Annotated in this window: 18 protein-coding genes; 10 read left to right on the forward strand and 8 right to left on the reverse strand. The window is 55.5% G+C overall.

Annotation, left to right across the window (positions count from 1 at the left end; translation table 11 throughout):
* Nucleotides 1-24 precede the first annotated feature (24 nt).
* Complete coding sequence (locus ACMWL8_RS22790; protein WP_045259624.1) at nt 25-1,968, reverse strand: bifunctional 2',3'-cyclic-nucleotide 2'-phosphodiesterase/3'-nucleotidase; 1,944 nt, start codon at nt 1,966-1,968, stop codon at nt 25-27.
* A 190-nt stretch (nt 1,969-2,158) separates the two neighbouring features.
* Between ACMWL8_RS22790 and cysQ the strand changes: the two genes are divergently transcribed.
* Nucleotides 2,159-2,899, forward strand: coding sequence for a 3'(2'),5'-bisphosphate nucleotidase CysQ (gene cysQ / locus ACMWL8_RS22795; RefSeq protein WP_028015281.1), 741 nt, complete (start codon nt 2,159-2,161; stop codon nt 2,897-2,899).
* On the opposite strand, the gene ACMWL8_RS22800 is transcribed toward cysQ, so the two are convergent.
* Nucleotides 2,893-3,450: a YtfJ family protein gene (locus ACMWL8_RS22800; RefSeq protein WP_045259623.1), complete on the reverse strand. Its 558-nt coding sequence runs from the start codon at nt 3,448-3,450 to the stop codon at nt 2,893-2,895. The genes cysQ and ACMWL8_RS22800 overlap by 7 nt on opposite strands.
* Before the next feature lie 324 nt (nt 3,451-3,774).
* Between ACMWL8_RS22800 and ACMWL8_RS22805 the strand changes: the two genes are divergently transcribed.
* Nucleotides 3,775-3,981: a DUF1107 domain-containing protein gene (locus ACMWL8_RS22805; RefSeq protein ID WP_008501430.1), complete on the forward strand. Its 207-nt coding sequence runs from the start codon at nt 3,775-3,777 to the stop codon at nt 3,979-3,981.
* Between the two features lie 75 nt (nt 3,982-4,056).
* On the opposite strand, the gene ACMWL8_RS22810 is transcribed toward ACMWL8_RS22805, so the two are convergent.
* Both ACMWL8_RS22810 and msrA read right to left on the reverse strand, forming a co-directional pair.
* Complete coding sequence (locus ACMWL8_RS22810) at nt 4,057-5,394, reverse strand: hemolysin family protein (protein ID WP_028015283.1); 1,338 nt, start codon at nt 5,392-5,394, stop codon at nt 4,057-4,059.
* A 211-nt stretch (nt 5,395-5,605) separates the two neighbouring features.
* Complete coding sequence (gene msrA / locus ACMWL8_RS22815) at nt 5,606-6,247, reverse strand: peptide-methionine (S)-S-oxide reductase MsrA (RefSeq protein ID WP_028015284.1); 642 nt, start codon at nt 6,245-6,247, stop codon at nt 5,606-5,608.
* Between the two features lie 223 nt (nt 6,248-6,470).
* On the opposite strand from msrA, the gene tamA reads away from it, so the two are divergent.
* From tamA to ACMWL8_RS22830, 3 genes are read left to right on the forward strand one after another with little or no spacing between them, the layout of a single operon-like run.
* Nucleotides 6,471-8,204: an autotransporter assembly complex protein TamA gene (gene tamA, locus ACMWL8_RS22820; RefSeq protein WP_045259622.1), complete on the forward strand. Its 1,734-nt coding sequence runs from the start codon at nt 6,471-6,473 to the stop codon at nt 8,202-8,204.
* A complete protein-coding gene (gene tamB / locus ACMWL8_RS22825) occupies nt 8,201-11,977 on the forward strand; it encodes an autotransporter assembly complex protein TamB (protein WP_045259621.1) in 3,777 nt (1,258 codons plus the stop codon). Before tamA ends, tamB begins: the two co-directional genes overlap by 4 nt.
* Before the next feature lie 2 nt (nt 11,978-11,979).
* Entirely contained in the window at nt 11,980-12,324 is a 345-nt protein-coding gene (locus ACMWL8_RS22830; protein ID WP_008501424.1) for a gamma-glutamylcyclotransferase, read from the forward strand.
* Nucleotides 12,325-12,638: 314 nt separating this feature from the next.
* On the opposite strand, the gene ACMWL8_RS22835 is transcribed toward ACMWL8_RS22830, so the two are convergent.
* The 3 genes from ACMWL8_RS22835 to ppa all read right to left on the reverse strand — a co-directional run bounded on the left by ACMWL8_RS22835 (nt 12,639) and on the right by ppa (nt 14,440).
* Nucleotides 12,639-13,109: a hypothetical protein gene (locus ACMWL8_RS22835; protein WP_045259620.1), complete on the reverse strand. Its 471-nt coding sequence runs from the start codon at nt 13,107-13,109 to the stop codon at nt 12,639-12,641.
* A complete protein-coding gene (locus tag ACMWL8_RS22840) occupies nt 13,106-13,525 on the reverse strand; it encodes a hypothetical protein (RefSeq protein WP_235428235.1) in 420 nt (139 codons plus the stop codon). The genes ACMWL8_RS22835 and ACMWL8_RS22840 overlap by 4 nt, the downstream gene beginning before the upstream one ends.
* Nucleotides 13,526-13,909: 384 nt before the next feature.
* Nucleotides 13,910-14,440: an inorganic diphosphatase gene (gene ppa, locus ACMWL8_RS22845; RefSeq protein WP_041911466.1), complete on the reverse strand. Its 531-nt coding sequence runs from the start codon at nt 14,438-14,440 to the stop codon at nt 13,910-13,912.
* Nucleotides 14,441-14,749: 309 nt separating this feature from the next.
* On the opposite strand from ppa, the gene ytfQ reads away from it, so the two are divergent.
* The 5 genes from ytfQ to ACMWL8_RS22870 all read left to right on the forward strand — a co-directional run bounded on the left by ytfQ (nt 14,750) and on the right by ACMWL8_RS22870 (nt 20,963).
* Nucleotides 14,750-15,706, forward strand: coding sequence for a galactofuranose ABC transporter substrate-binding protein YtfQ (gene ytfQ, locus ACMWL8_RS22850; protein ID WP_021240696.1), 957 nt, complete (start codon nt 14,750-14,752; stop codon nt 15,704-15,706).
* A 65-nt stretch (nt 15,707-15,771) separates the two neighbouring features.
* On the forward strand, nt 15,772-17,274 hold the full coding sequence (ytfR, locus tag ACMWL8_RS22855; RefSeq protein WP_041911465.1) for a galactofuranose ABC transporter, ATP-binding protein YtfR: 1,503 nt from the start codon (nt 15,772-15,774) through the stop codon (nt 17,272-17,274).
* 10 nt (nt 17,275-17,284) lie between these two features.
* Nucleotides 17,285-18,310: a galactofuranose ABC transporter, ATP-binding protein YtfT gene (ytfT, locus tag ACMWL8_RS22860; protein WP_162196517.1), complete on the forward strand. Its 1,026-nt coding sequence runs from the start codon at nt 17,285-17,287 to the stop codon at nt 18,308-18,310.
* Nucleotides 18,297-19,298 (forward strand): galactofuranose ABC transporter, permease protein YjfF, encoded by a 1,002-nt coding sequence (gene yjfF, locus ACMWL8_RS22865; protein WP_045259619.1) that lies wholly within the window; start codon nt 18,297-18,299, stop codon nt 19,296-19,298. Before ytfT ends, yjfF begins: the two co-directional genes overlap by 14 nt.
* Before the next feature lie 93 nt (nt 19,299-19,391).
* Nucleotides 19,392-20,963, forward strand: a complete 1,572-nt coding sequence (locus ACMWL8_RS22870) for a methyl-accepting chemotaxis protein (protein ID WP_045259618.1) — start codon at nt 19,392-19,394, stop codon at nt 20,961-20,963.
* On the opposite strand, the gene ACMWL8_RS22875 is transcribed toward ACMWL8_RS22870, so the two are convergent.
* Entirely contained in the window at nt 20,935-21,291 is a 357-nt protein-coding gene (locus ACMWL8_RS22875) for a helix-turn-helix domain-containing protein (RefSeq protein ID WP_041911461.1), read from the reverse strand. The genes ACMWL8_RS22870 and ACMWL8_RS22875 overlap by 29 nt on opposite strands.
* Nucleotides 21,292-21,363 lie beyond the last annotated feature (72 nt).

Consider the following 21,363-nt stretch of genomic DNA (forward strand, 5'->3'; position numbering starts at 1 on the left):
TCGCCTTACCCGGCACAATCACCGCTACCTGCTCAAATCCACCTGATAAATCGCGAACCCGATATCATCCGTCGCAACCTTCTTCATCGGATACTGCGCCTTATCCTTAATAAACGCGGCTGCCTTATCGGACGGTGACGTTTCAAAGCGGATATCCAGTTTCGCATCGCTGTGGATTGGCGCAAGACGCCAGTTGTTATCCACCGCCGGGTGAATTTCGCCCGCCTTCTTCGACTCCGCGCCGATCCACGCCGCCAGCACCGAGCGGTTTTCGTCCGGTGACGCAAAAGCGATGTGGCTATCGCCCGTACCGGCAAACTTACCGCCGTAGGCGCGGTAGTTATTGGTTACCACCAGGAAGGTGGCATTCGGGTCGATCGCCTTGCCGTTGAAGGTCAGGTTTTTGATGCGTTCGGCCTGCGGGTTAATCGCCTGGCACTCGCCGTCATATTTCGCCGGCTGGGTGACGTCAATCTGGTAATTTACGCCGTCGATCACGTCGAAGTTGTAGGTGCGGAAGCCGTCCCAGTTAATCAGCGGCTGTGGTTTACTGCTCTTCGGGTCGATCTGGTTAAACTGCCCGGCGGAGCATTCCAGCCACTCCTTCACCTCTTTCCCCGTGGCTTTAACCACCACCAGGGTATTCGGGTAGAGATAGAGATCGGCGGCGTTACGGAAGGTCAGCCGGCCTTTTTCGACCTCAACATAGCTTGCCGGGTCGTTCTTGCGTCCGCCCACTTTGAATGGCGCAGCGGCAGACAGCACCGGCAGTTTTGCCAGATCCGGATCGCCCTGAACAAAGTGTTCGGCATAGGCTTTCTGGGCCATGTTGACCACCTGAACGGTCGGGTCATCCTGCACCAGCGCCAGATAGCTGTACATGTTGTCGGCGGATTTGCCGATCGGCTTGCTGACGAATTCGCGGGTGGCGTCGTGGTCGTGCTTCAGCACGTCGACCAGTTTTTTATCTTCCGCGGCCAGGGATTTTTTAGCCGCCGCGTCGTAAATTGGGCGTGCTTCGGCTTTTGACTGCGTCACCTTCCAGCTGCCGCTGTCGTTATTTAGCACCAGATCCACCACGCCAAGGTGGTCGCCCCACATGCCCGGCATCACCGACGGCACGCCGTTGAGCGTCCCTTTCTCGATATCCGCCCCTTTAATGCTGGCAAAATCTTTGCCCGGGAAAACGGCGTGAGCGTGGCCGAACAGGATCGCGTCAACGCCCGGGACTTCGCTCAGATAGTAAACGGAGTTCTCCGCCATGGCCTGATACGGATCGGCGGAGAGACCCGAGTGAGCGACAACCACCACCAGATCTGCGCCTTTCGCGCGCATTTCCGGCACGTACTTGCGCGCGGTTTCGGTAATGTCATTAACGGTCACTTTGCCGTCGAGGTTGGCTTTATCCCAGGTCATGATCTGCGGCGGTACGAAGCCGATATAGCCGATTTTCAGCGTCTGCTTTTTACCGTCCCGATCGACAACTTCACTCTCTTTAATCAGGTATGGGGTAAAGAGCGGCTTTTGCGTCTTAACGTCGATGATATTGGCGTTAACGTACGGGAACTTCGCGCCGGCCAGCGCATCGTGCAGGTATTTCAGGCCGTAATTGAATTCGTGGTTGCCCAGGTTGCCGACGGCATAGTCCAGCGTGTTCATCGCTTTATAAACGGGATGGATCTCGCCTTTCTTCAGACCTTTTGCCGCCATGTAGTCGCCGAGCGGGCTGCCCTGAATGAGATCGCCGTTGTCCACCAGCACGCTATTTTTGACTTCACCCCGCGCGGCGTTGATCAAACTTGCTGTACGTACCAGTCCGAATTTTTCCGTAGGGGTATCTTTGTAGTAATCGAAGTCCATCATATTGCTGTGCAGATCGGTCGTTTCCAGAATACGCAGATCTACCGTCGCCGCCTGCACGCTCGCTGCAATCAGCGTTGCCAGAAGCGTTGCACTAAACTTAATCATCAGAGGAGTCCTTTTTTCGATCCGTTCCACAAAAGAGTATGTATCTATCGCTTGTTGCTTACAGAAATGTGAATCCTGACAGAAAAAAGCGACATGAAACCGGAATTGCTTCACAGATAGCGGAATTGTTCACATTACGATATAACTAAAACAAAGAGTTAACCTCACTGCGTTAACAAAGAGGTGGAAAATGCTAGATAAGATTTGTCAGCTCGCACGGGATGCGGGAGATGCCATCATGCAGGTGTATGACGGTGTAAAACCGATGGAGGTCGTCAGCAAGGCGGACGACTCCCCGGTCACGGCGGCCGATATCGCGGCGCATAAGGTGATCCTGCAAGGTCTGCAGGCCTTAACGCCGGATATCCCCGTTCTGTCTGAAGAAGCGCCGCAAAGCTGGGACGAGCGCCAGCACTGGCAGCGCTACTGGCTGGTCGATCCACTGGACGGGACAAAAGAGTTCATCAAGCGCAACGGTGAGTTCACCGTCAATATTGCCCTGATTGAGAAGGGTAAAGCGGTGCTCGGCGTGGTCTACGCGCCGGTAATGAAGGTGATGTACAGCGCCGCAGAAGGGAAGGCCTGGAAGGAGGAGTGCGGCGTACGCAAGCAGATCCAGGTGCGCGATGCCCGTCCACCGCTGGTGGTGATTAGCCGCTCGCACAGCGACAGCGAGCTGGAGGAATACCTGCAACAGCTGGGTGAACACCAGACCACCTCGATTGGCTCATCGCTGAAATTCTGCCTGGTAGCGGAAGGTCAGGCGCAGCTGTATCCGCGCTTTGGGCCAACCAACGTCTGGGATACCGCGGCAGGCCATGCCGTTGCCGCGGCCGCCGGGGCGCATGTCCATGACTGGCAGGGTAAGCCGCTGGACTATACCCCGCGCGAATCATTTCTCAACCCCGGCTTCCGCGTCTCTCTTTATTGAGCCAGCAGCTTGTGCAGCAGGTCGACAACCTGCTGCACCTCTTCCTGGGTCAGCGCCCCGTCTTTCACCCACTGCACGCGGCCGTCCTTATCCAGCACGACAATCGCGGAGCTCTCTTCCTCAAGCTGCCAGGCCTTACGCGTCACGCCGTTGCTGTCGACGATAAACTGCGACCACGGGTAGAGCTTTTTATTGCTCTCAAGGCTTGAGCGCACAAACATCCCGGAGCCAGGAATGGCATCATCGGTGTTCACAATCGTGGTGGTCTGGTAGCGGTCATGGGGGAATTTTGCGGCCTTGATCGCCTCCACCAGGCTGGCATTCTTCTCTTTTGCGGATGTACGACCGGCAATATGTTGTACAACTCTCACTTTGCCCGCGAGCTGCGCGCTATTCCAGGCTTTATAGCTAAACTTATCATTGTCGAGAATCAATTCTCCCCGGTCAGCAATGCCGACTGGCGGTACACGTTGTCCTTTTTCAATGCTGTGAGCGGAAGCCCACAGGGGCAGCAGCAGGCAGGCTGCCGCAAGGATGTTACGTAGGGTCATGGCGTTTCCTTATTGTTTGCAGGTGATCCGACCACTTGGTCATACGCTTTTAATCATAAGTGCGATCAATGTGGTTTTCCCGCAATCCGAGTGCCAGTTTGCGGGTGAACGCACATATCCATGAAAAAACGACGGCTTATACTGCTCTCTATCACGCTTTGCAAAGATTATTCTGAATAATTGTAATCAAACGGTAAATAAACTTATGCACACTGGGTAACACCGTAGTTCTGGTCTATAGTCATTGGGCATCAAAATTTGCGCTCAGGACAGTCGGGCTGATTGTGGCACCGCAAGAGCGTATGATTCGCAGGAGATACAAGAATGAAAATTTTCCAACGCTACAACCCGCTTCAGGTGGCGAAGTACGTGAAGATCCTGTTCCGTGGACGGTTGTACATCAAGGATGTTGGCGCTTTTGAGTTTGATAAGGGCAAAATCCTTGTCCCAAAAGTGAAGGACAAACAGCACCTGTCTGTGATGTCCGAAGTCAACCGTCAGGTTATGCGTCTGCAAACTGAGATGGCTTAACCAACGTGCTATGCAGTAGGTAGTTAAAAAGACGGCTCCCGATGGGAGCCGTTGATGTTTGTGGGGGCAGGAACGTTACGCCGACACCTTCTCTTCCGCGTCCGGCAGCTTCGGCACCAGTACGGTCGGCTTGTTGTCAATACGCGTCACCAGCAGCTGGTCGATGCGGTAGTTATCAATATCCACCACCTCAAACTTGTAGCCGGAGAACTTCACAGAGTCGGTGCGTTTCGGGATTTTACGCAGCATAAACATCATAAAGCCGCCGATGGTTTCGTAGTTACCGGACTGCGGGAACTCGTCGATATCCAGCACGCGCATGACGTCTTCAATCGGCGTACCGCCGTCGATCAGCCATGAATTATCGTCACGCTGAACAATCTGCTCTTCCAGTCCCTGACCAACCAGGTCTCCCATCAGCGTGGTCATCACGTCGTTCAGCGTGATGATACCCACCACCAGCGCGTATTCGTTCATGATCACCGCGAAGTCTTCCCCGGCAGTTTTGAAACTTTCCAGCGCTTCGGAGAGCGTCAGGGTGTCCGGCACAATCAGGGTATTGCGGATCTGCACGCCGCTGTTGAGCGCCAGGCTCTGGTTTGCCAGCACGCGGTTCAGCAGGTCTTTGGAGTCGACGTAACCGATGATGTGGTCGATATCTTCATTACAGACCAGGAACTTGGAGTGAGGATGCTGCGCCACTTTGTTCTTCAGGCTCTGCTCATCTTCATGTAAATCGAACCAGATAATGTTTTCACGGCCCGTCATGGAAGAGGGCACGGTACGGGATTCCAGTTCAAATACGTTCTCAATCAGCTCGTGTTCCTGCTTACGCAGCACCCCGGCCAGCGCGCCGGCTTCCACCACGGCATAAATGTCGTCAGAGGTGATGTCGTCTTTACGCACCATTGGCAGCTTAAAGATGCGGAAAATCACGTTCGCCAGGCCGTTGAAGAACCACACCAGCGGACGAAACACGTACAGACAGAAGCGCATCGGGTTGATGATACGCAAAGCTACAGCTTCTGGCGCAATCATACCGATGCGTTTCGGGGTCAGGTCTGCAAAGAGGATAAACAGGCCGGTTACCAGCGAGAAGGAGAGAATAAAGCTCAGCTGTTCGGCAAGCTCAGCGGACATGTATTTGACAAAGAGGCTATAAAACGCTGGAGAAAAGGCCGCATCGCCCACGATACCGCCGAGAATGGCGACCGCGTTAAGGCCAATCTGCACCACGGTGAAGAACATGCCGGGGTTTTCCTGCATTTTCAGGATGCGGGTGGCATTAATGTTGCCCTCGTCGGCAAGCAGCTTAAGTTTGATTTTACGGGACGCGGCCAGCGAGATCTCAGATATCGAGAAAAATGCACTGACGGCAATAAGACAAAGTATTACTAAAATACTGTTTAACATAGTTTATCCGGCTTCTCGCCAGATCCTCAGAAGGGGAGTTGATACCATTTGTGTGAAAACACGTAGAACGTCAGCTCGTAGCGTTGAGCCGATTATTTCAGCGGTAGTATAGCGTAAAGAGATGTAAATCTGCCAGAGGTCACATTTTTGGCATAAAACAGACCGGACAGCGTGCGCTGTCCGGTACGGGTGACGATTTAACGGTTAATAATCAGGCCAGCTGTGGCGGCAGGCAGACGCCGATGCCCCCGATGCCGCAGTAGCCGTACGGGTTTTTGTGCAGATACTGCTGATGATCGTCCTCGGCATAGTAGAACGGCTTCGCGGTGGCGATTTCCGTGGTCACCTCGCGCGTATCGCCTGCTTCACGCATGGCCTGCTGGAAACGCTCAAGGCTGGCGCGCGCGGCGGCGTCCTGCTCAGGCGTGAGCGGATAAATGGCCGAGCGATACTGTGTGCCGTGGTCGTTGCCCTGACGCATGCCCTGCGCCGGGTCGTGGTTTTCCCAAAAGACCTGCAGGAGCTGTTCGTAGCTGATGACCGTCGGGTCATATACCACGCGGACCGCTTCCGCATGGCCGGTTTCGCCGGAGCAGACTTCGCGGTAGGTTGGGTTTGGCGTGTAGCCGCCCGTGTAGCCGGCCGCGGTGCTGTAAACGCCGGGCAGCTGCCAGAAGAGGCGCTCAACGCCCCAGAAGCAGCCCATGGCGAACAGGGCGATTTCCATTCCATCAGGAACGTTGGTCATTGAATGGTTATTGACGGCGTGTAAGGTCGCCACAGGCATAGGGGTGTTGCGTCCCGGTAATGCATCAGCTTGTGAAACCAGATGCTTCTTGTCGAATAAACTCACGATGGGGCCTCCCGGGGTGCGATGTTTCGGTTAAGGTTGTCACGAAGCGTTTAATTGAACACAATAAATGCGCTGAATGAGACTAGATTTAATCATAAGAAATATTTGGGTGTTACACCCGTTTTCAACCCACGATTTGGGTTTTTGGCTTCCGGGCCGTATTTTGCCGCACGGCGGCACTTCATTTGCTTCCAGGGTGGAAAAGGGATATTCAGGAGAAAACGTGACAAAAATCCGCCAGTTATGTTTAGTCAGTGTATTGCTGACAAGCGGGGTTGCCAGCGCGGCGAATGTCCGTTTGCAGGTTGAGGGGTTATCCGGGACGCTGGAAAAAAACGTGCGTGCGCAGCTGTCGACCATCCAGAGCGATGAGGTGACGCCGGACCGGCGTTTTCGCGCGCGCGTGGATGACGCGATCCGTGAAGGGCTAAAAGCGCTGGGGTATTACGAACCCACCATTGATTTCGATCTCCGCCCGCCGCCAAAGAAGGGGCGTCAGGTGCTTATTGCCCGCGTCTCGCCGGGCGAGCCGGTGCTGATTGGCGGCACGAACGTCATCCTGCGCGGCGGCGCGCGTACCGACCGCGACTACCTGGACCTGCTCAGCACGCGGCCGAAAATCGGCACCGTGCTCAACCACGGTGACTACGATCACTTCAAAAAAGAGCTGACGAGCGTCTCTCTGCGCAAGGGCTACTTCGACAGCCAGTTCAATAAAAGCCAGCTGGGCATCGCGCTGGAGCGACGTCAGGCCTTCTGGGATATTGACTACGACAGCGGTGAGCGCTACCGCTTTGGCGATGTAACGTTTGAAGGTTCGCAAATTCGTGAAGAGTATCTGCAAAACCTCGTGCCGTTTAAAAAAGGCGATTACTACCAGTCGAGCGATCTGGCGGAGCTGAACCGTCGCCTCTCCGCTACCGGCTGGTTTAACTCCGTGGTTGTCGCACCGGAATTTGATAAGTCTCGCAAAACCAAGGTGTTGCCGCTGCATGGCGTTGTCTCGCCGCGCACCGAGAACACCATTGAGACCGGTGTTGGCTACTCGACAGACGTCGGTCCGCGCGTGAAGACCTCCTGGAAAAAACCGTGGATGAACTCCTACGGCCACAGCCTGACCACCAGCGCCAGCATTTCCGCACCGGAACAGCAGCTTGATTTCAGCTATAAAATACCGCTGCTGAAAAACCCGCTTGAGCAATATTACCTGGTGCAGGGCGGCTTTAAGCGTACCGATTTGAACGATACCGAGCAGGACTCGACAACGCTTGCGGTTTCACGCTTCTGGGATCTCTCCAGCGGCTGGCAGCGCGCCATTAACCTGCGCTGGAGCCTTGATCACTTTACCCAGGCAAACGTCACCAACACCACTATGCTGCTTTATCCGGGCGTGATGATCAGCCGCACCCGCTCGCGCGGCGGCCTGATGCCAACCTGGGGTGATTCACAGCGTTACTCTATCGACTACTCCAATACGATGTGGGGCTCTGACGTCGACTTCACGGTGGTGCAGGCGCAAAACGTCTGGATCCGCACGCTGTATGACAAACACCGCTTTGTGATGCGCGGCAATCTCGGCTGGATTGAGACGGGTGATTTCGAGCGCGTTCCGCCGGACCTGCGCTTCTTCGCCGGGGGCGACCGCAGCATTCGCGGGTATAAGTACAAATCGATCTCACCTGAAAACGAAAAAGGCCAGCTGACCGGGGCATCCAAACTGGCGACCGGATCGCTGGAGTATCAGTACAACGTCAGCGGCAAGTGGTGGGGCGCCATGTTTGTTGACGGTGGTGAAGCGGTGAACGATATCCGCCGCAGCGATTTCAAAACCGGTGCAGGCGTGGGCGTACGCTGGCAGTCACCCGTCGGACCTATCAAGCTCGACTTCGCCGTGCCGGTGGGCGACAAAGATGAACACGGATTACAGTTTTACATCGGTCTGGGGCCTGAATTATGAGTTTATGGAAGAAAATAAGCCTCGGGGTGCTGATTTTTATCGTGCTGCTGCTCGGTACGGTGGCGTTTCTGGTGGGAACGACGACCGGGCTGCATCTGCTGTTTAACGCCGCGAACCGTTGGGTGCCGGGGCTGGAAATTGGTCAGGTAACGGGCGGCTGGCGCGACCTGCGTCTGAAGAACATCCGCTACGAGCAGCCGGGCGTGGCGGTCAACGCCGGAGAATTCCATCTCGCGGTGAAGCTGGGCTGCCTGCGGGATAGCAAGCTCTGCGTGAACGATCTGTCGCTAAAAGACGTCAACGTGGCGATTGACTCAAAGAAAATGCCGAAATCTGCGCCGGTTGAGGAAGAGGACAGCGGCCCGCTTAATCTCTCCACGCCGTACCCGATTGCGCTCTATCGGGTGGCGCTCGATAACGTCAATATCAAAATCGACGACACCACCGTTTCGGTGATGGATTTCACCTCCGGCCTGCGCTGGCAGGAGAAAAACCTCACCCTGACGCCAACCTCGCTGCAGGGGTTGCTGATCGCGCTGCCGAAAGTGGCGGACGTGGCGCAGGAAGAGATCGTCGAACCGAAGATCCAGAACCCGCAGCCGGAAGAGAAGCCGCTGGGCGAAACGCTGAAAGAACTCTTCTCGAAGCCTGTCCTGCCTGAAATGACCGACGTGCATCTGCCGCTGAACCTCAACATTGAGGAGTTCAAAGGCGAGCAGCTGCGCCTGACCGGCGACACCGATCTGACGGTCTTTAACATGCTGCTGAAAGTCAGCAGCATTGACGGCAACATGAAGCTCGACGCGCTGGATATCGACACCAACCAGGGTTCGGTGAACGCGTCAGGCAACGCCCTGCTGCGCGACAGCTGGCCGGTGGATATCACCCTCAATAGCGCCCTGAATATCGACCCGCTGAAGGGCGAAAAAGTGAAGGTTAAAGTGGGCGGGGCGCTGCGCGAGAAGCTGGATATCGGGGTGAATCTCTCCGGCCCGGTAGACATGGCCCTGCGCGCGCAAACCCAGCTGGCGGAAGCCGGGCTGCCGCTCAATCTGGAGGTTGTCAGCAAGCAGCTTTACTGGCCGTTTACCGGCGAAAAACAGTATCAGGCGGACGATCTGAAGCTGAAGCTGAGCGGCAAGATGACCGACTACACGCTCTCGTTCCGCACTGCGGTGAAGGGGCAGGGCGTGCCGCCCGCGACCATCACCCTGGACGCAAAAGGCAACGAACAGCAGGTTAACCTCGACAAGCTGACCGTCGCGGCACTGGAAGGCAAAACGGAACTGACCGCGCTGCTCGACTGGCAGCAGGCGATCAGCTGGCGCGGCGAGCTGAAGCTGACGGGAATTAACACCGCCAAAGAGGTGCCGGACTGGCCGTCGAAGCTGGACGGGCTGATCAAAACCCGCGGCAGCCTCTACGGCGGCACGTGGCAGATGGACGTGCCGGAAATCAAGCTCACCGGGAACGTGAAGCAGAACAAGGTGAATGTTGAAGGCTCGGTGAAGGGCAACAGCTACCTGCAGTGGATTATCCCGGGACTGCACGTGGCGCTGGGCCGCAACACGGCGGATATCAAAGGCGAGCTGGGGGTAAAAGATCTCAATCTTGACGCCACCATCGACGCGCCGAATCTGGATAACGCCCTGCCGGGTCTGGGCGGTACGGCGAAAGGACTCGTGAAAGTGCGCGGCACCGTGGACGCGCCGCAGCTGCTGGCAGATATCACCGCTAACAATCTGCGCTGGCAGGAGCTGAGCGTTGCCCGCGTCCGCGTGGAAGGGGATGTGAAATCCACCGATCAGATCGGCGGCAACCTGAACCTGCGCGTGGAGCGTATTTCCCAGCCGGACGTGAACATCAGCCTGGTGACTCTGGACGCCAAAGGTAACGAGAAGCAGCACGACCTCCAGCTGCGCGTGCAGGGCGAGCCCGTCTCCGGCCAGCTTCACCTGACCGGCAGCTTCGACCGGAAGGAAACGCGCTGGAAAGGGACGCTGGACAACACCCGCTTCAACACCCCGGTGGGGCCGCTGGCGCTGTCGCGCTCCATTGCGCTGGACTACCGCAACGCCGAGCAGAAGATTAGCATCGGGCCTCACTGCTGGACCAACCCGAACGCGGAGCTGTGCGTGCCGCAGACCATTGATGCGGGGGCGGAAGGGCGCGCGCAGATCAACCTGAACCGCTTCGATCTGGCGATGCTGAAACCGTTTATGCCGGACACCACGCAGGCCAGCGGCGTCTTCAGCGGGAAAGCCAATGTCGCCTGGGACACCACCAAAGAGGGGCTTCCACAGGGCAGCGTCACGCTTTCCGGGCGCAACGTGAAGGTAACGCAGGAGGTGAACGATGCGACGCTGCCGGTGGCCTTCGACACCCTGAATGTGAGTGCAGACCTGCATAACAACCGTGCGGAGCTGGGGTGGCTTATCCGTCTGACCAACAACGGCCAGATGGACGGGCAGATACAGATTACCGATCCGCAGGGGCGGCGCAATCTGGGCGGCAACGTCAATATTCGTAACTTCAACCTGGCGATGGTCAACCCGATCTTCGCCCGCGGGGAAAAAGCCGAGGGCATGGTGAATGCCAACCTGCGCCTGGCGGGCAACGCGCAAAGCCCTCAGCTGTTCGGTCAGCTGCGGCTCAGCGGTGTGGATATCGACGGTAACTTTATGCCGTTCGATATGCAGCCCAGCCAGATTGCGATGAACTTCAACGGCATGAGCTCGACGCTGAACGGCTCGGTATTAACTCAGCAGGGGCAAATCAACCTGAGCGGCGACGCGGACTGGAGCCAGCTCGACAACTGGCGCGCCCGTATTGCCGCGAAAGGCAGTAAGGTGCGCATCACCGTACCGCCAATGGTGCGCCTGGACGTCTCGCCGGACGTGGTCTTTGAGGCGACGCCAAGCCTCTTCACCCTGGATGGCCGCGTGGACGTGCCGTGGGCGCGCATCGTGGTTCACGAGGTGCCGGAAAGCGCGGTCGGCGTCTCCAGTGATGAAGTTATGCTCAATGAAAATCTGAAACCTGCCGAAGAGAAGAGCGCTGGCATACCGATTAATAGTAACCTTATCGTGCACGTGGGAAATAACGTGCGGTTGGATGCGTTTGGGCTGAAGGCGAGGCTCACGGGCGACCTGAAAGTGGCGCAGGATAAACAAGGGCTTGGCCTCAATGGGCAGATCAATATTCCTGAAGGGCGTTTCCATGCCTATGGTCAGGATCTGATTGTCCGTAAAGGCGAGCTGCTGTTCTCCGGCCCACCGGATCAACCATTGTTGAACATCGAAGCGATTCGTAACCCGGAAGCGACGGAAAACGACGTCATTGCTGGCGTACGCGTCACCGGCTCTGCCGACGAACCGAAGGCGGAGATCTTCTCCGACCCGGCGATGTCGCAGCAGGAAGCCCTCTCTTATCTGCTGCGCGGACAAGGTCTGGACAGCGGACAAAGCGACAGTGCGGCGATGACCTCAATGTTGGTCGGTCTGGGGGTTGCACAAAGTGGGCAGGTTGTGGGTAAAATCGGCGAGACGTTCGGCGTAAGCAATCTGGCGCTGGACACCCAGGGCGTGGGTGACTCCTCGCAGGTGGTGGTCAGCGGCTATGTACTGCCGGGTCTGCAGGTAAAATATGGTGTGGGGATCTTTGACTCACTGGCAACACTCACGTTACGCTATCGCCTGATGCCTAAGCTATATCTGGAAGCAGTGTCCGGCGTAGACCAGGCACTTGATCTGCTCTATCAGTTTGAGTTTTAGCAATGCGAATATTTGTCTACGGCAGTTTACGAACCAGGCAAGGCAACAGTCACTGGATGACCAATGCCCAGCTACTGGGGAATTACAATATCGAGAACTACCAGTTGTACAGCCTGGGCCACTATCCAGGCGCGGTTCCCGGCGAAGGAACAGTACAGGGTGAAGTTTATCGTATTGATAATGCTACACTTGCCGAACTTGATGCCTTGCGCACCAGGGGCGGTGAATACGCTCGCCAGTTGATCCAGACACCGTACGGAAGCGCGTGGATGTATGTCTACCAGCGTCCGGTCGACGGGTTAACGCGGATTGTAAGCGGTAACTGGTTAGACAGAGACCAGTACTGAAAAACGACAACGCCACCGTGAGGTGGCGTTGTTTTTTTCACTTTCAATTCTCTTCTGTATCCCTGCGTCGGGTTAAAAAAAGAGGAACGAACAGCATGATGTATGGGGCAATAAGCCATAAAAAACACAAGGCGCGTGAACGGCCATAGTAGTTTATGCACCGCGTATTGCTTGATATGACGGGCAGGAAAAATAGTAAAAACAGCAAAATCGCATAATCGCTTCGATAAGGGATCCATAAGTAAAACAAAAACCAGGCAAGTTGGAATGTCAGGATGCAGAGATACTGCCATTTGCTGTCTTTGCCGTAACAGTCAAACGCCTTTATGTAGCCCATCTTTATGCTTTGAAGAAAGAAACTTAGCATGTATAACGCTCACGATCGCGACGGTCAGAAGCGTGCTCGTCAGCAACGCTCCTAAAAAATAGCTGTGGGTGATATCAGTAGCACCCGAGCTTAAAGTATGTAATTTACTATATCCTCTATCTACTGCAACAAAAAGCGTATATAGCCCGATGTTAATACAGAACTGAAGCAGACAAGAAGTGACAATATTCGCTGGAATTCTTTTTAACAGAGTGAGTAACGTATAAATAATACTTGCTGAAAGAGCGAAGTAAAGCCCGTTAAATAAACTGGATAGTAAGGAATTGTTTATTTCGCTGAATATTAAATTATCGCTTCCATAGTACCATGCCAGATATTGAATATACGTACTTCTGCCAAAGATAAAGGAGGCAATAATAATGACGAGTAGACTTACGATATGGATTTTCTTACTCATAATTTTGCTCCCTTAGAAAGCAGTTCCTTCATCGTTTTACTGGCCTCCAGCTGATCTTTGATTATGGCAAGGTCACGATTATTGTGATTATATTTTGCAATAGCGGTTGGCGTTCCTTTACCACCATTGTCCATAAAGAAGACAATATCCTTACGACCATAAAGAAGGACCTGTGGGATGGGATCACGCCCATAGCTCACCGCCTGAGGAAGGGAGTGAATAGACTCTGTCGTGAGGAAGCGAGGAATATTTTCATGCTCAATATTGCCTAAAGGTGTAGTGGCAACAAGAGAGCCGATAAAATCAGTCGTATACACTAACGTATCTGTATCTTTGGTCGTTACTTTCGAGCCCGTAAGATATTTTATCTGTTGCCAAAGTGTAATATCTTTTGGGGTAACCTTAACACCATCCATAAACATATCTTGCTTGCGTTTTAGCTGAATGACAGTGCGGTGTACCTGTGTCAAAGAGGGGCTGATTTACCCAACGGAAGGCATAAGTCCATCGCGGGAATATAGCCTTTCAATAATAAAGTAAATTCCAGTGGGGCGGGCAACATCAATGTTAATGGATGACATATGAATCCTGTAATGAATGGGGATTAATGCTCATTATGACAGTATGTGATTAATTGACAGCCTCTTCAACCACTCCCACCATAAATGAGAGGGTGTCTTTGTTGTATTAACATGAAAGCCAAAGGGAATGGGATTTATCTTAAAAGCTAATGTATGCTGCTTTTAACAAAGATAAAAAAAGCCCCAGTATGCGGGGCTTTCATCAATCGACAGTAAGAATTACTTCTTAGCAGCGCGTTCGAAAGAGGCGATGATTTCTGCTTTCGCCGCTTCTGCGTTGTCCCAGCCGTCAACCTTAACCCACTTGCCTTTTTCGAGGTCTTTGTAGTGCTCGAAGAAGTGGGCGATCTGCGCTTTCAGCAGCTCTGGCAGGTCATTCACATCTTTAATGTGATCGTACTCTTTGCTCAGCTTGGTGTGCGGTACCGCAACCAGCTTCGCATCTTCACCCGCTTCGTCAGTCATCTTCAGCACGCCAACAGGACGGCAGCGAATGACGGAGCCTGGCTGCAGTGGGTATGGCGTTGGAACCAGCACGTCAACCGGGTCACCGTCCAGAGACAGGGTGTGGTTGATGTAGCCGTAGTTGCACGGATAGAACATGGCGGTAGACATGAAACGGTCAACGAACAGCGCACCGGTGTCTTTGTCGATTTCGTATTTGATTGGATCTGCGTTGGCCGGGATTTCAATAACAACGTAGATGTCTTCTGGCAGTTCTTTACCCGCTGGGACGTTGAGTAAGCTCATGTCGGTGTCCTTTAAAATGGATGGTAAACAAGTGGCAGGTATTATAGCCAACTCACGCTGAATGTCTCCGCCTCTTTTCGCTTTCTCTCCCCGCAAGCCCCACTTTTCAGACCGTTTCCATGACAGGAAAATCCATAAACTCAGCCGCATTTTTAATGGTGAAATGAAAGCGATTACAAACTTGTGATTAACATTTTATTCACTTTCCTGAAGTGTGATGTAACGCAATTCGTTACATATTTCATTGGCTATAGTCATTTCGCAGAACATCTTTTAACCAACAATAAACACCCCTACGAGGACGCTCATATGTGGAAGCGCTTACTTCTTGTCACAGCAGTTTCGGCAGCCATGTCGTCTATGGCGATGGCCGCTCCCTTAACCGTAGGTTTTTCGCAAGTTGGCTCTGAATCCGGCTGGCGTGCGGCGGAAACCAACGTTGCGAAAAGCGAGGCTCAGAAACGCGGCATCACCCTGAAAATCGCCGATGGTCAGCAAAAGCAGGAAAACCAGATCAAAGCCGTGCGCTCGTTTATCGCCCAGGGCGTGGATGCCATCTTTATTGCACCAGTGGTGGCGACCGGCTGGGAACCGGTTCTGAAGGAAGCGAAAGACGCTGAAATTCCGGTCTTCCTGCTCGACCGTTCCATCGATGTTAAAGACAAATCTCTCTATATGACCACCGTCACCGCGAATAACGTGCTTGAAGGGCAGTTAATTGGCGACTGGCTGATTAAACAGGTCGACGGCAAGCCGTGTAACGTCGTTGAACTGCAGGGCACCGTCGGCGCGAGCGTGGCCATCGACCGTAAGAAAGGGTTTGCTGAGGCCATTGCCAAAGCGCCAAACATCAAGATTATCCGCTCCCAGTCCGGCGACTTTACCCGCAGTAAGGGTAAAGAGGTCATGGAGAGCTTTATCAAGGCTGAAAACAACGGCAAGAATATCTGCATGGTTTACGCCCACAACGATGACATGGCGATCGGGGCGATTCAGGCGATTAAAGAAGCGGGCCTGAAGCCGGGCAAAGATATCCTCACCGGCTCTATCGACGGCGTGCCGGACATCTACAAAGCGATGATCGACGGTGAAGCCAATGCCAGCGTCGAGCTGACGCCGAACATGGCGGGCCCGGCATTCGACGCGCTGGAGAAATTCAAGAAAGACGGAACGATGCCTGAGAAGGTGACCGTCACCAAGTCCACGCTCTACCTGCCTGATACAGCGAAAGAAGAGTTAGAGAAGAAGAAAAATATGGGCTACTGATCCAGTGAAATTGCCGGGTGGCGCTGCGCTTACCCGGCCTACGGGAACGTGCCGGGGACGTGAATATGAAAACTGAACAACACCAGGAAATCCTCCGCACAGAGGGCTTGAGTAAATTCTTCCCCGGCGTAAAGGCGCTGGATAGCGTTGATTTCAGCCTGCGGCGCGGTGAGATCATGGCGCTGCTGGGCGAGAACGGCGCGGGAAAATCGACGCTGATTAAATCGCTGACCGGCGTTTATCACGCCGATCGCGGCACCATCTGGCTGGAAGGCAACGCCATTTCGCCAAAAAATACCGCCCACGCCCAACAGCTGGGGATCGGGACGGTTTACCAGGAAGTGAACCTGCTGCCGAATATGTCTGTGGCGGACAACCTGTTTATTGGCCGCGAGCCACGCCGCTTTGGCCTGCTGCGCCGAAAAGAGATGGAGGCGCGCGCCACGAAGCTGATGGAGTCCTACGGCTTCTCCCTCGACGTCCGCGAGCCGCTGAACCGCTTTTCCGTGGCGATGCAGCAGATCGTCGCCATCTGTCGCGCGATCGATCTCTCTGCGAAGGTGCTGATCCTCGATGAACCCACCGCCAGCCTCGATACCCAGGAAGTGGAGATGCTCTTCACCCTGATGCGCCAGCTGCGCGATCAGGGCGTGAGCCTGATCTTCGTCACGCACTTCCTCGATCAGGTGTATGAGGTGAGCGACCGCATTACGGTGCTGCGCAACGGCAGCTTTGTCGGCTGCCGCGAAACCCGCGAGCTGCCGCAGATCGAGCTGGTGAAAATGATGCTGGGCCGCGAGCTGGAAACCAACGCGCTCCAGCGCGCGGGCCGCACGTTGCTGAGCGAAAAACCGGTTGCCGCGTTCAGCGATTACGGCAAGAAAGGCGTGATATCGCCGTTTAACCTTGAGGTGCGTCCCGGCGAAATTGTCGGGCTGGCGGGCCTGCTGGGCTCGGGCCGAACCGAAACCGCCGAGGTGATCTTCGGGATCAAGCCTGCCGACAGCGGCACCGCGCTGATCAAGGGCAAACCGCAAACCCTGCGATCGCCGCATCAGGCCTCCTGTCTGGGCGTTGGCTTCTGCCCGGAAGACCGAAAAACGGACGGCATCATTGCCGCCGCCTCGGTGCGGGAAAATATCATCCTGGCCCTGCAGGCCCAGCGCGGCTGGCTACGCCCGATCCCCCGTAAAGAGCAAAACGCCATCGCCGAGCGCTTTATCCGCCAGCTCGGCATCCGCACCCCGAGCGCGGAACAGCCGATTGAATTTCTCTCCGGCGGTAACCAGCAGAAGGTGCTGCTCTCCCGCTGGCTACTGACCAAACCGCAGTTCCTGATCCTTGACGAGCCGACGCGCGGTATCGACGTGGGCGCGCACGCCGAAATTATCCGGCTTATTGAAACGCTCTGTGCGGACGGGCTGGCCCTGCTGGTTATCTCATCCGAGCTGGAGGAGCTGGTGGGCTATGCCGATCGCGTCATCATCATGCGCGATCGCAAACAGGTGGCAGAGATCCCACTGGATAAACTGTCCGTTCCGGCAATCATGAATGCCATCGCGGCGTAAGGAGTGAATCGTGATGTCCCGTTCGCTTTCGCAAACCGGTGAGTCAAAGCGCCGCTTTAGCTGGCCAACCGGCACGCCGCAAATTGCAGCGCTGCTGGTGGTGCTGCTGGTAGATAGCCTTGTCGCACCGCATTTCTTCCAGATTATTGTTCAGGATGGCCGCCTGTTTGGCAGCCCGATCGATATTTTAAACCGCGCCGCGCCCGTGGCGCTGCTGGCGATTGGGATGACGCTGGTGATCGCCACCGGCGGAATAGATCTCTCCGTCGGCGCGGTGATGGCTATCGCCGGGGCCACGGCAGCCTCAATGACCGTGGCCGGTCACAGCCTGCCGGTGGTACTGCTAGCAGCCTTAGGCACCGGCGTGCTGGCCGGACTATGGAACGGCATTCTGGTGGCGGTGCTGAAAATTCAGCCCTTTGTCGCTACGCTGATCCTGATGGTGGCCGGGCGCGGGGTCGCACAGCTGATCACCTCGGGGCAGATTGTTACCTTCAACTCTCCGAGCCTGGCATGGCTTGGCAGCGGCAACCTTCTGTTCTTCCCGACGCCAGTGATTATTGCCCTGGTCACGCTTGTTGTCTTTTGGCTCTTCACCCGCAAAACGGCACTCGGCATGTTTATTGAGGCGGTGGGGATCAACATTCGCGCCGCGCGCAACGCCGGGGTCAACACCCGCCTGATGGTGATGCTGACCTACGTGCTGAGCGGCGTCTGCGCCGCCATTGCCGGTGTCATCGTCGCCGCCGATATTCGCGGGGCCGATGCCAATAACGCCGGGCTCTGGCTGGAGCTGGATGCGATCCTCGCGGTGGTGATCGGCGGCGGGTCGCTGATGGGCGGGCGCTTTAACCTGCTGCTCTCGGTGATCGGCGCGCTGATCATTCAGGGCATGAACACCGGGATCCTGCTCTCGGGATTCCAGCCGGAACTCAACCAGGTGGTAAAAGCGGTAGTTGTACTCTGCGTGCTGATCGTCCAGTCGCCGCGCTTTGTCAGCATCATTAAGGGGATCCGTGGCCATGATAAAACGTAATTTACCGTTAATGATCACGCTGGGCGTGTTTGTGCTGGGGTATCTCTACTGCCTCACGCAGTTCCCCGGTTTTGCCTCAACGCGCGTGATCTGCAACATTCTGACGGACAACGCCTTTTTAGGCATTATCGCCGTCGGCATGACCTTTGTGATCCTCTCCGGCGGGATCGATCTCTCCGTCGGGTCGGTGATCGCGTTCACGGGGGTATTCCTCGCGAAGGCGATCGGCTTCTGGGGCATCTCGCCGCTGGTGGCGTTTCCGCTGGTGCTGGTGATGGGCTGCGCGTTTGGCGCCTTTATGGGGCTGCTGATCGACGCGCTGAAAATTCCGGCCTTTATCATAACGCTGGCCGGGATGTTTTTCCTGCGCGGCGTAAGTTATCTGGTTTCTGAGGAGTCGATTCCGATTAACCATCCGGTGTATGACACGCTCTCCAGCCTGGCGTGGAAAATTCCTGGCGGCGGTCGCCTGAGCGCGATGGGGCTGCTGATGCTGGGCGTGGTGGTGATTGGCATTTTCCTCGCCCACCGCACCCGGTTCGGCAATCAGGTGTACTCCATTGGCGGCAACGCCACGTCGGCCAACCTGATGGGGATCTCAACCCGCAGCACCACCATCCGCATCTATATGCTTTCGACCGGCCTGGCAACCCTGGCGGGTATTGTCTTCTCGGTGTATACCCAGGCGGGCTATGCCCTTGCAGGCGTCGGCGTGGAACTGGATGCGATTGCTTCTGTGGTTATCGGCGGCACGCTGCTCAGCGGCGGGGTAGGGACGGTGCTGGGGACGCTGTTCGGCGTCGCGATTCAGGGGCTGATACAAACCTATATCAACTTTGACGGCACGCTCAGCTCGTGGTGGACGAAGATCGCCATCGGCATTCTGCTGTTTATTTTTATTGCCCTGCAGCGGGGGCTGACGGTGCTCTGGGAGAACCGTCAAAGCTCGCCTGTTACCCGCGTAAACACATCGGTAACAGAGCGATAACACGCTGAATTTGCTTAAAGTCTAAACATTTTCCGGTAGCGGCCGATACTCTTCTTTTATGCCCAGAAATATCTCGCTACCGGAAATAATATCATGCTTAAAACGCTATCGATTCGTACCGGCTTGCTCTCTTTACTGGCCGTTATGACCCTTCTGCTGCTGATTGTCAGCGGCATCGGCATTTATGCCCTCACACAGAGTTCTTCCTCACTGCAGCGCATTAATCACCTTCAGGGTGAGCAGATGGTGCAGCTGAACACCGGCTATACGCTGATCCTGCGCGCGCGCAATGAGGCGGGTCAGGCCGTCCGCATGATGGAAATCGGCATGCTTGACGATGCGACCAAAGCGGTAAAAAACATCAATCAGGAAGTCGCCCTGGCCCGGAAAACGTTAAAAGGCGTGATTGACGGCGGCGTGGCTGACGAACAGGGGCAGCAGCTCCTCGACAAAGTCGCGGCCAGCCTGGCGACGTATAACCAGCAGGGGATCGGCCCGATGCTGAAAACCCTGAATGACCAGAGCGCAGACAGCTATTACGATCTGCTGGAGAACACGCTGATTCCGGTGGCGAAGCAGTTCGATAACGACATGCAGGCGTTTCAGAAATGGAGCGAAGCGCGAGGTCAGGCGGAAGTGCGTGCCGTACAGGCGAGTAAAACCCGCGTGCTGATCCTGATTATTGTCGCTGCGCTGCTGACGGCGGGCATTATCGTGCTCGCCTGGCTGGCGCTGCGCCATATGCTGCTCAAGCCGCTGTCTGCCTCCATTGCGCAGCTGGAGAACGTGGCGGCGGGCGATTTAACCCACACGCTGAATGCCCCGGCGAGCCAGGAGTTTAACCGCCTCAATGCGGCGATAGAGGAGATGCGTCAGTCGCTGATGAGCTCGGTTCTGCGGGTTCGCGATGCCAGCTCGCAAATTGATACCGGCAGCCGCGAGCTGACGGCGGGGAACCGGGATCTTGCCGAGCGCACCGAATCCACCGCCACGTCGCTGGAGCAGACCGCCGCCAGCATGGAGCAGATCACCGCCACGGTGAAGCTTAACGCCGACAACGCCGAGCAGGCGCACCAGCTGGCGAAGTCTGTTTCCGACACCGCCGATCACGGCAGCGAAATGGTCTGCTACGTGATTGAAAAAATGCGCGATATCTCCGGCAGTTCGGCGCGCATCGCCGACATCCTGAGCGTGATTGACGGTATTGCCTTCCAGACAAACATTCTGGCGCTTAACGCCTCCGTGGAAGCGGCGCGCGCGGGCGAGCAGGGGCGCGGGTTTGCCGTGGTCGCGGGTGAAGTCCGCAACCTTGCCAGCCGCAGCGCCGACGCGGCGAAAGAGATCCGCTCTCTGATCGGCGATTCGCAGGCCCACGTTAACGAGGGCAGCGAGCTGGCCCAGCAGGCGGGTGAAACGATGGATGAGATTGCCACCGAAGTGCTGCGCATGACCAAACTGATGCGCGAAATTGCCACCGCGTCTCAGGAGCAGAGCCGCGGCATCGAGCAGGTGAATATTGCGGTGAACCAGATGGATGAAACCGCGCAGCAGAATGCGGCGCTGGTGCAGCAATCCTCCGCCGCGACCCGCTCCCTTGAGGAGCAGTCGCGTCAGCTGATGGAGGCCATGTCATCATTCAAAGTGACGGCTCAGACTGCGGCATAATATTTCCCAGCCCCGGTGCGTTCTGTGCCGGGGCTTTATTTCTCGCGGAATTTACCGCCGCAATATTATCGTGAATATCACCCATTAATAATTCCAGCGAGTTGGTTAACGCTAACGCTTTTTCAGTCGGCTCGAGATATAAACCTTTGCGAAAAAATAACGGCTCATCAAACAGTTGATTAAAACGCTTCAACGCCAGGCTCACCGCAGGACGGGACATCTCCAGGCGCAAAGAGGCTTTTGCCATACTGCCGCAGCGGACGACTTCAATAAATACAGGGATAAGATTTAAATCAATGCCGGTATTAGCCCGGGAATAATTTTTCATTGCAATTCTGCTCCAGGAAATAAATGTCAAACTGTTATGGAAATAATGCAGGAGCAGGGGTGAAGATTAAAG

It is taken from the genome of Enterobacter sp. 04-C-12-SI-ECC (genome assembly GCF_047530715.1).
Lineage (GTDB): Bacteria > Pseudomonadota > Gammaproteobacteria > Enterobacterales > Enterobacteriaceae > Enterobacter > Enterobacter bugandensis.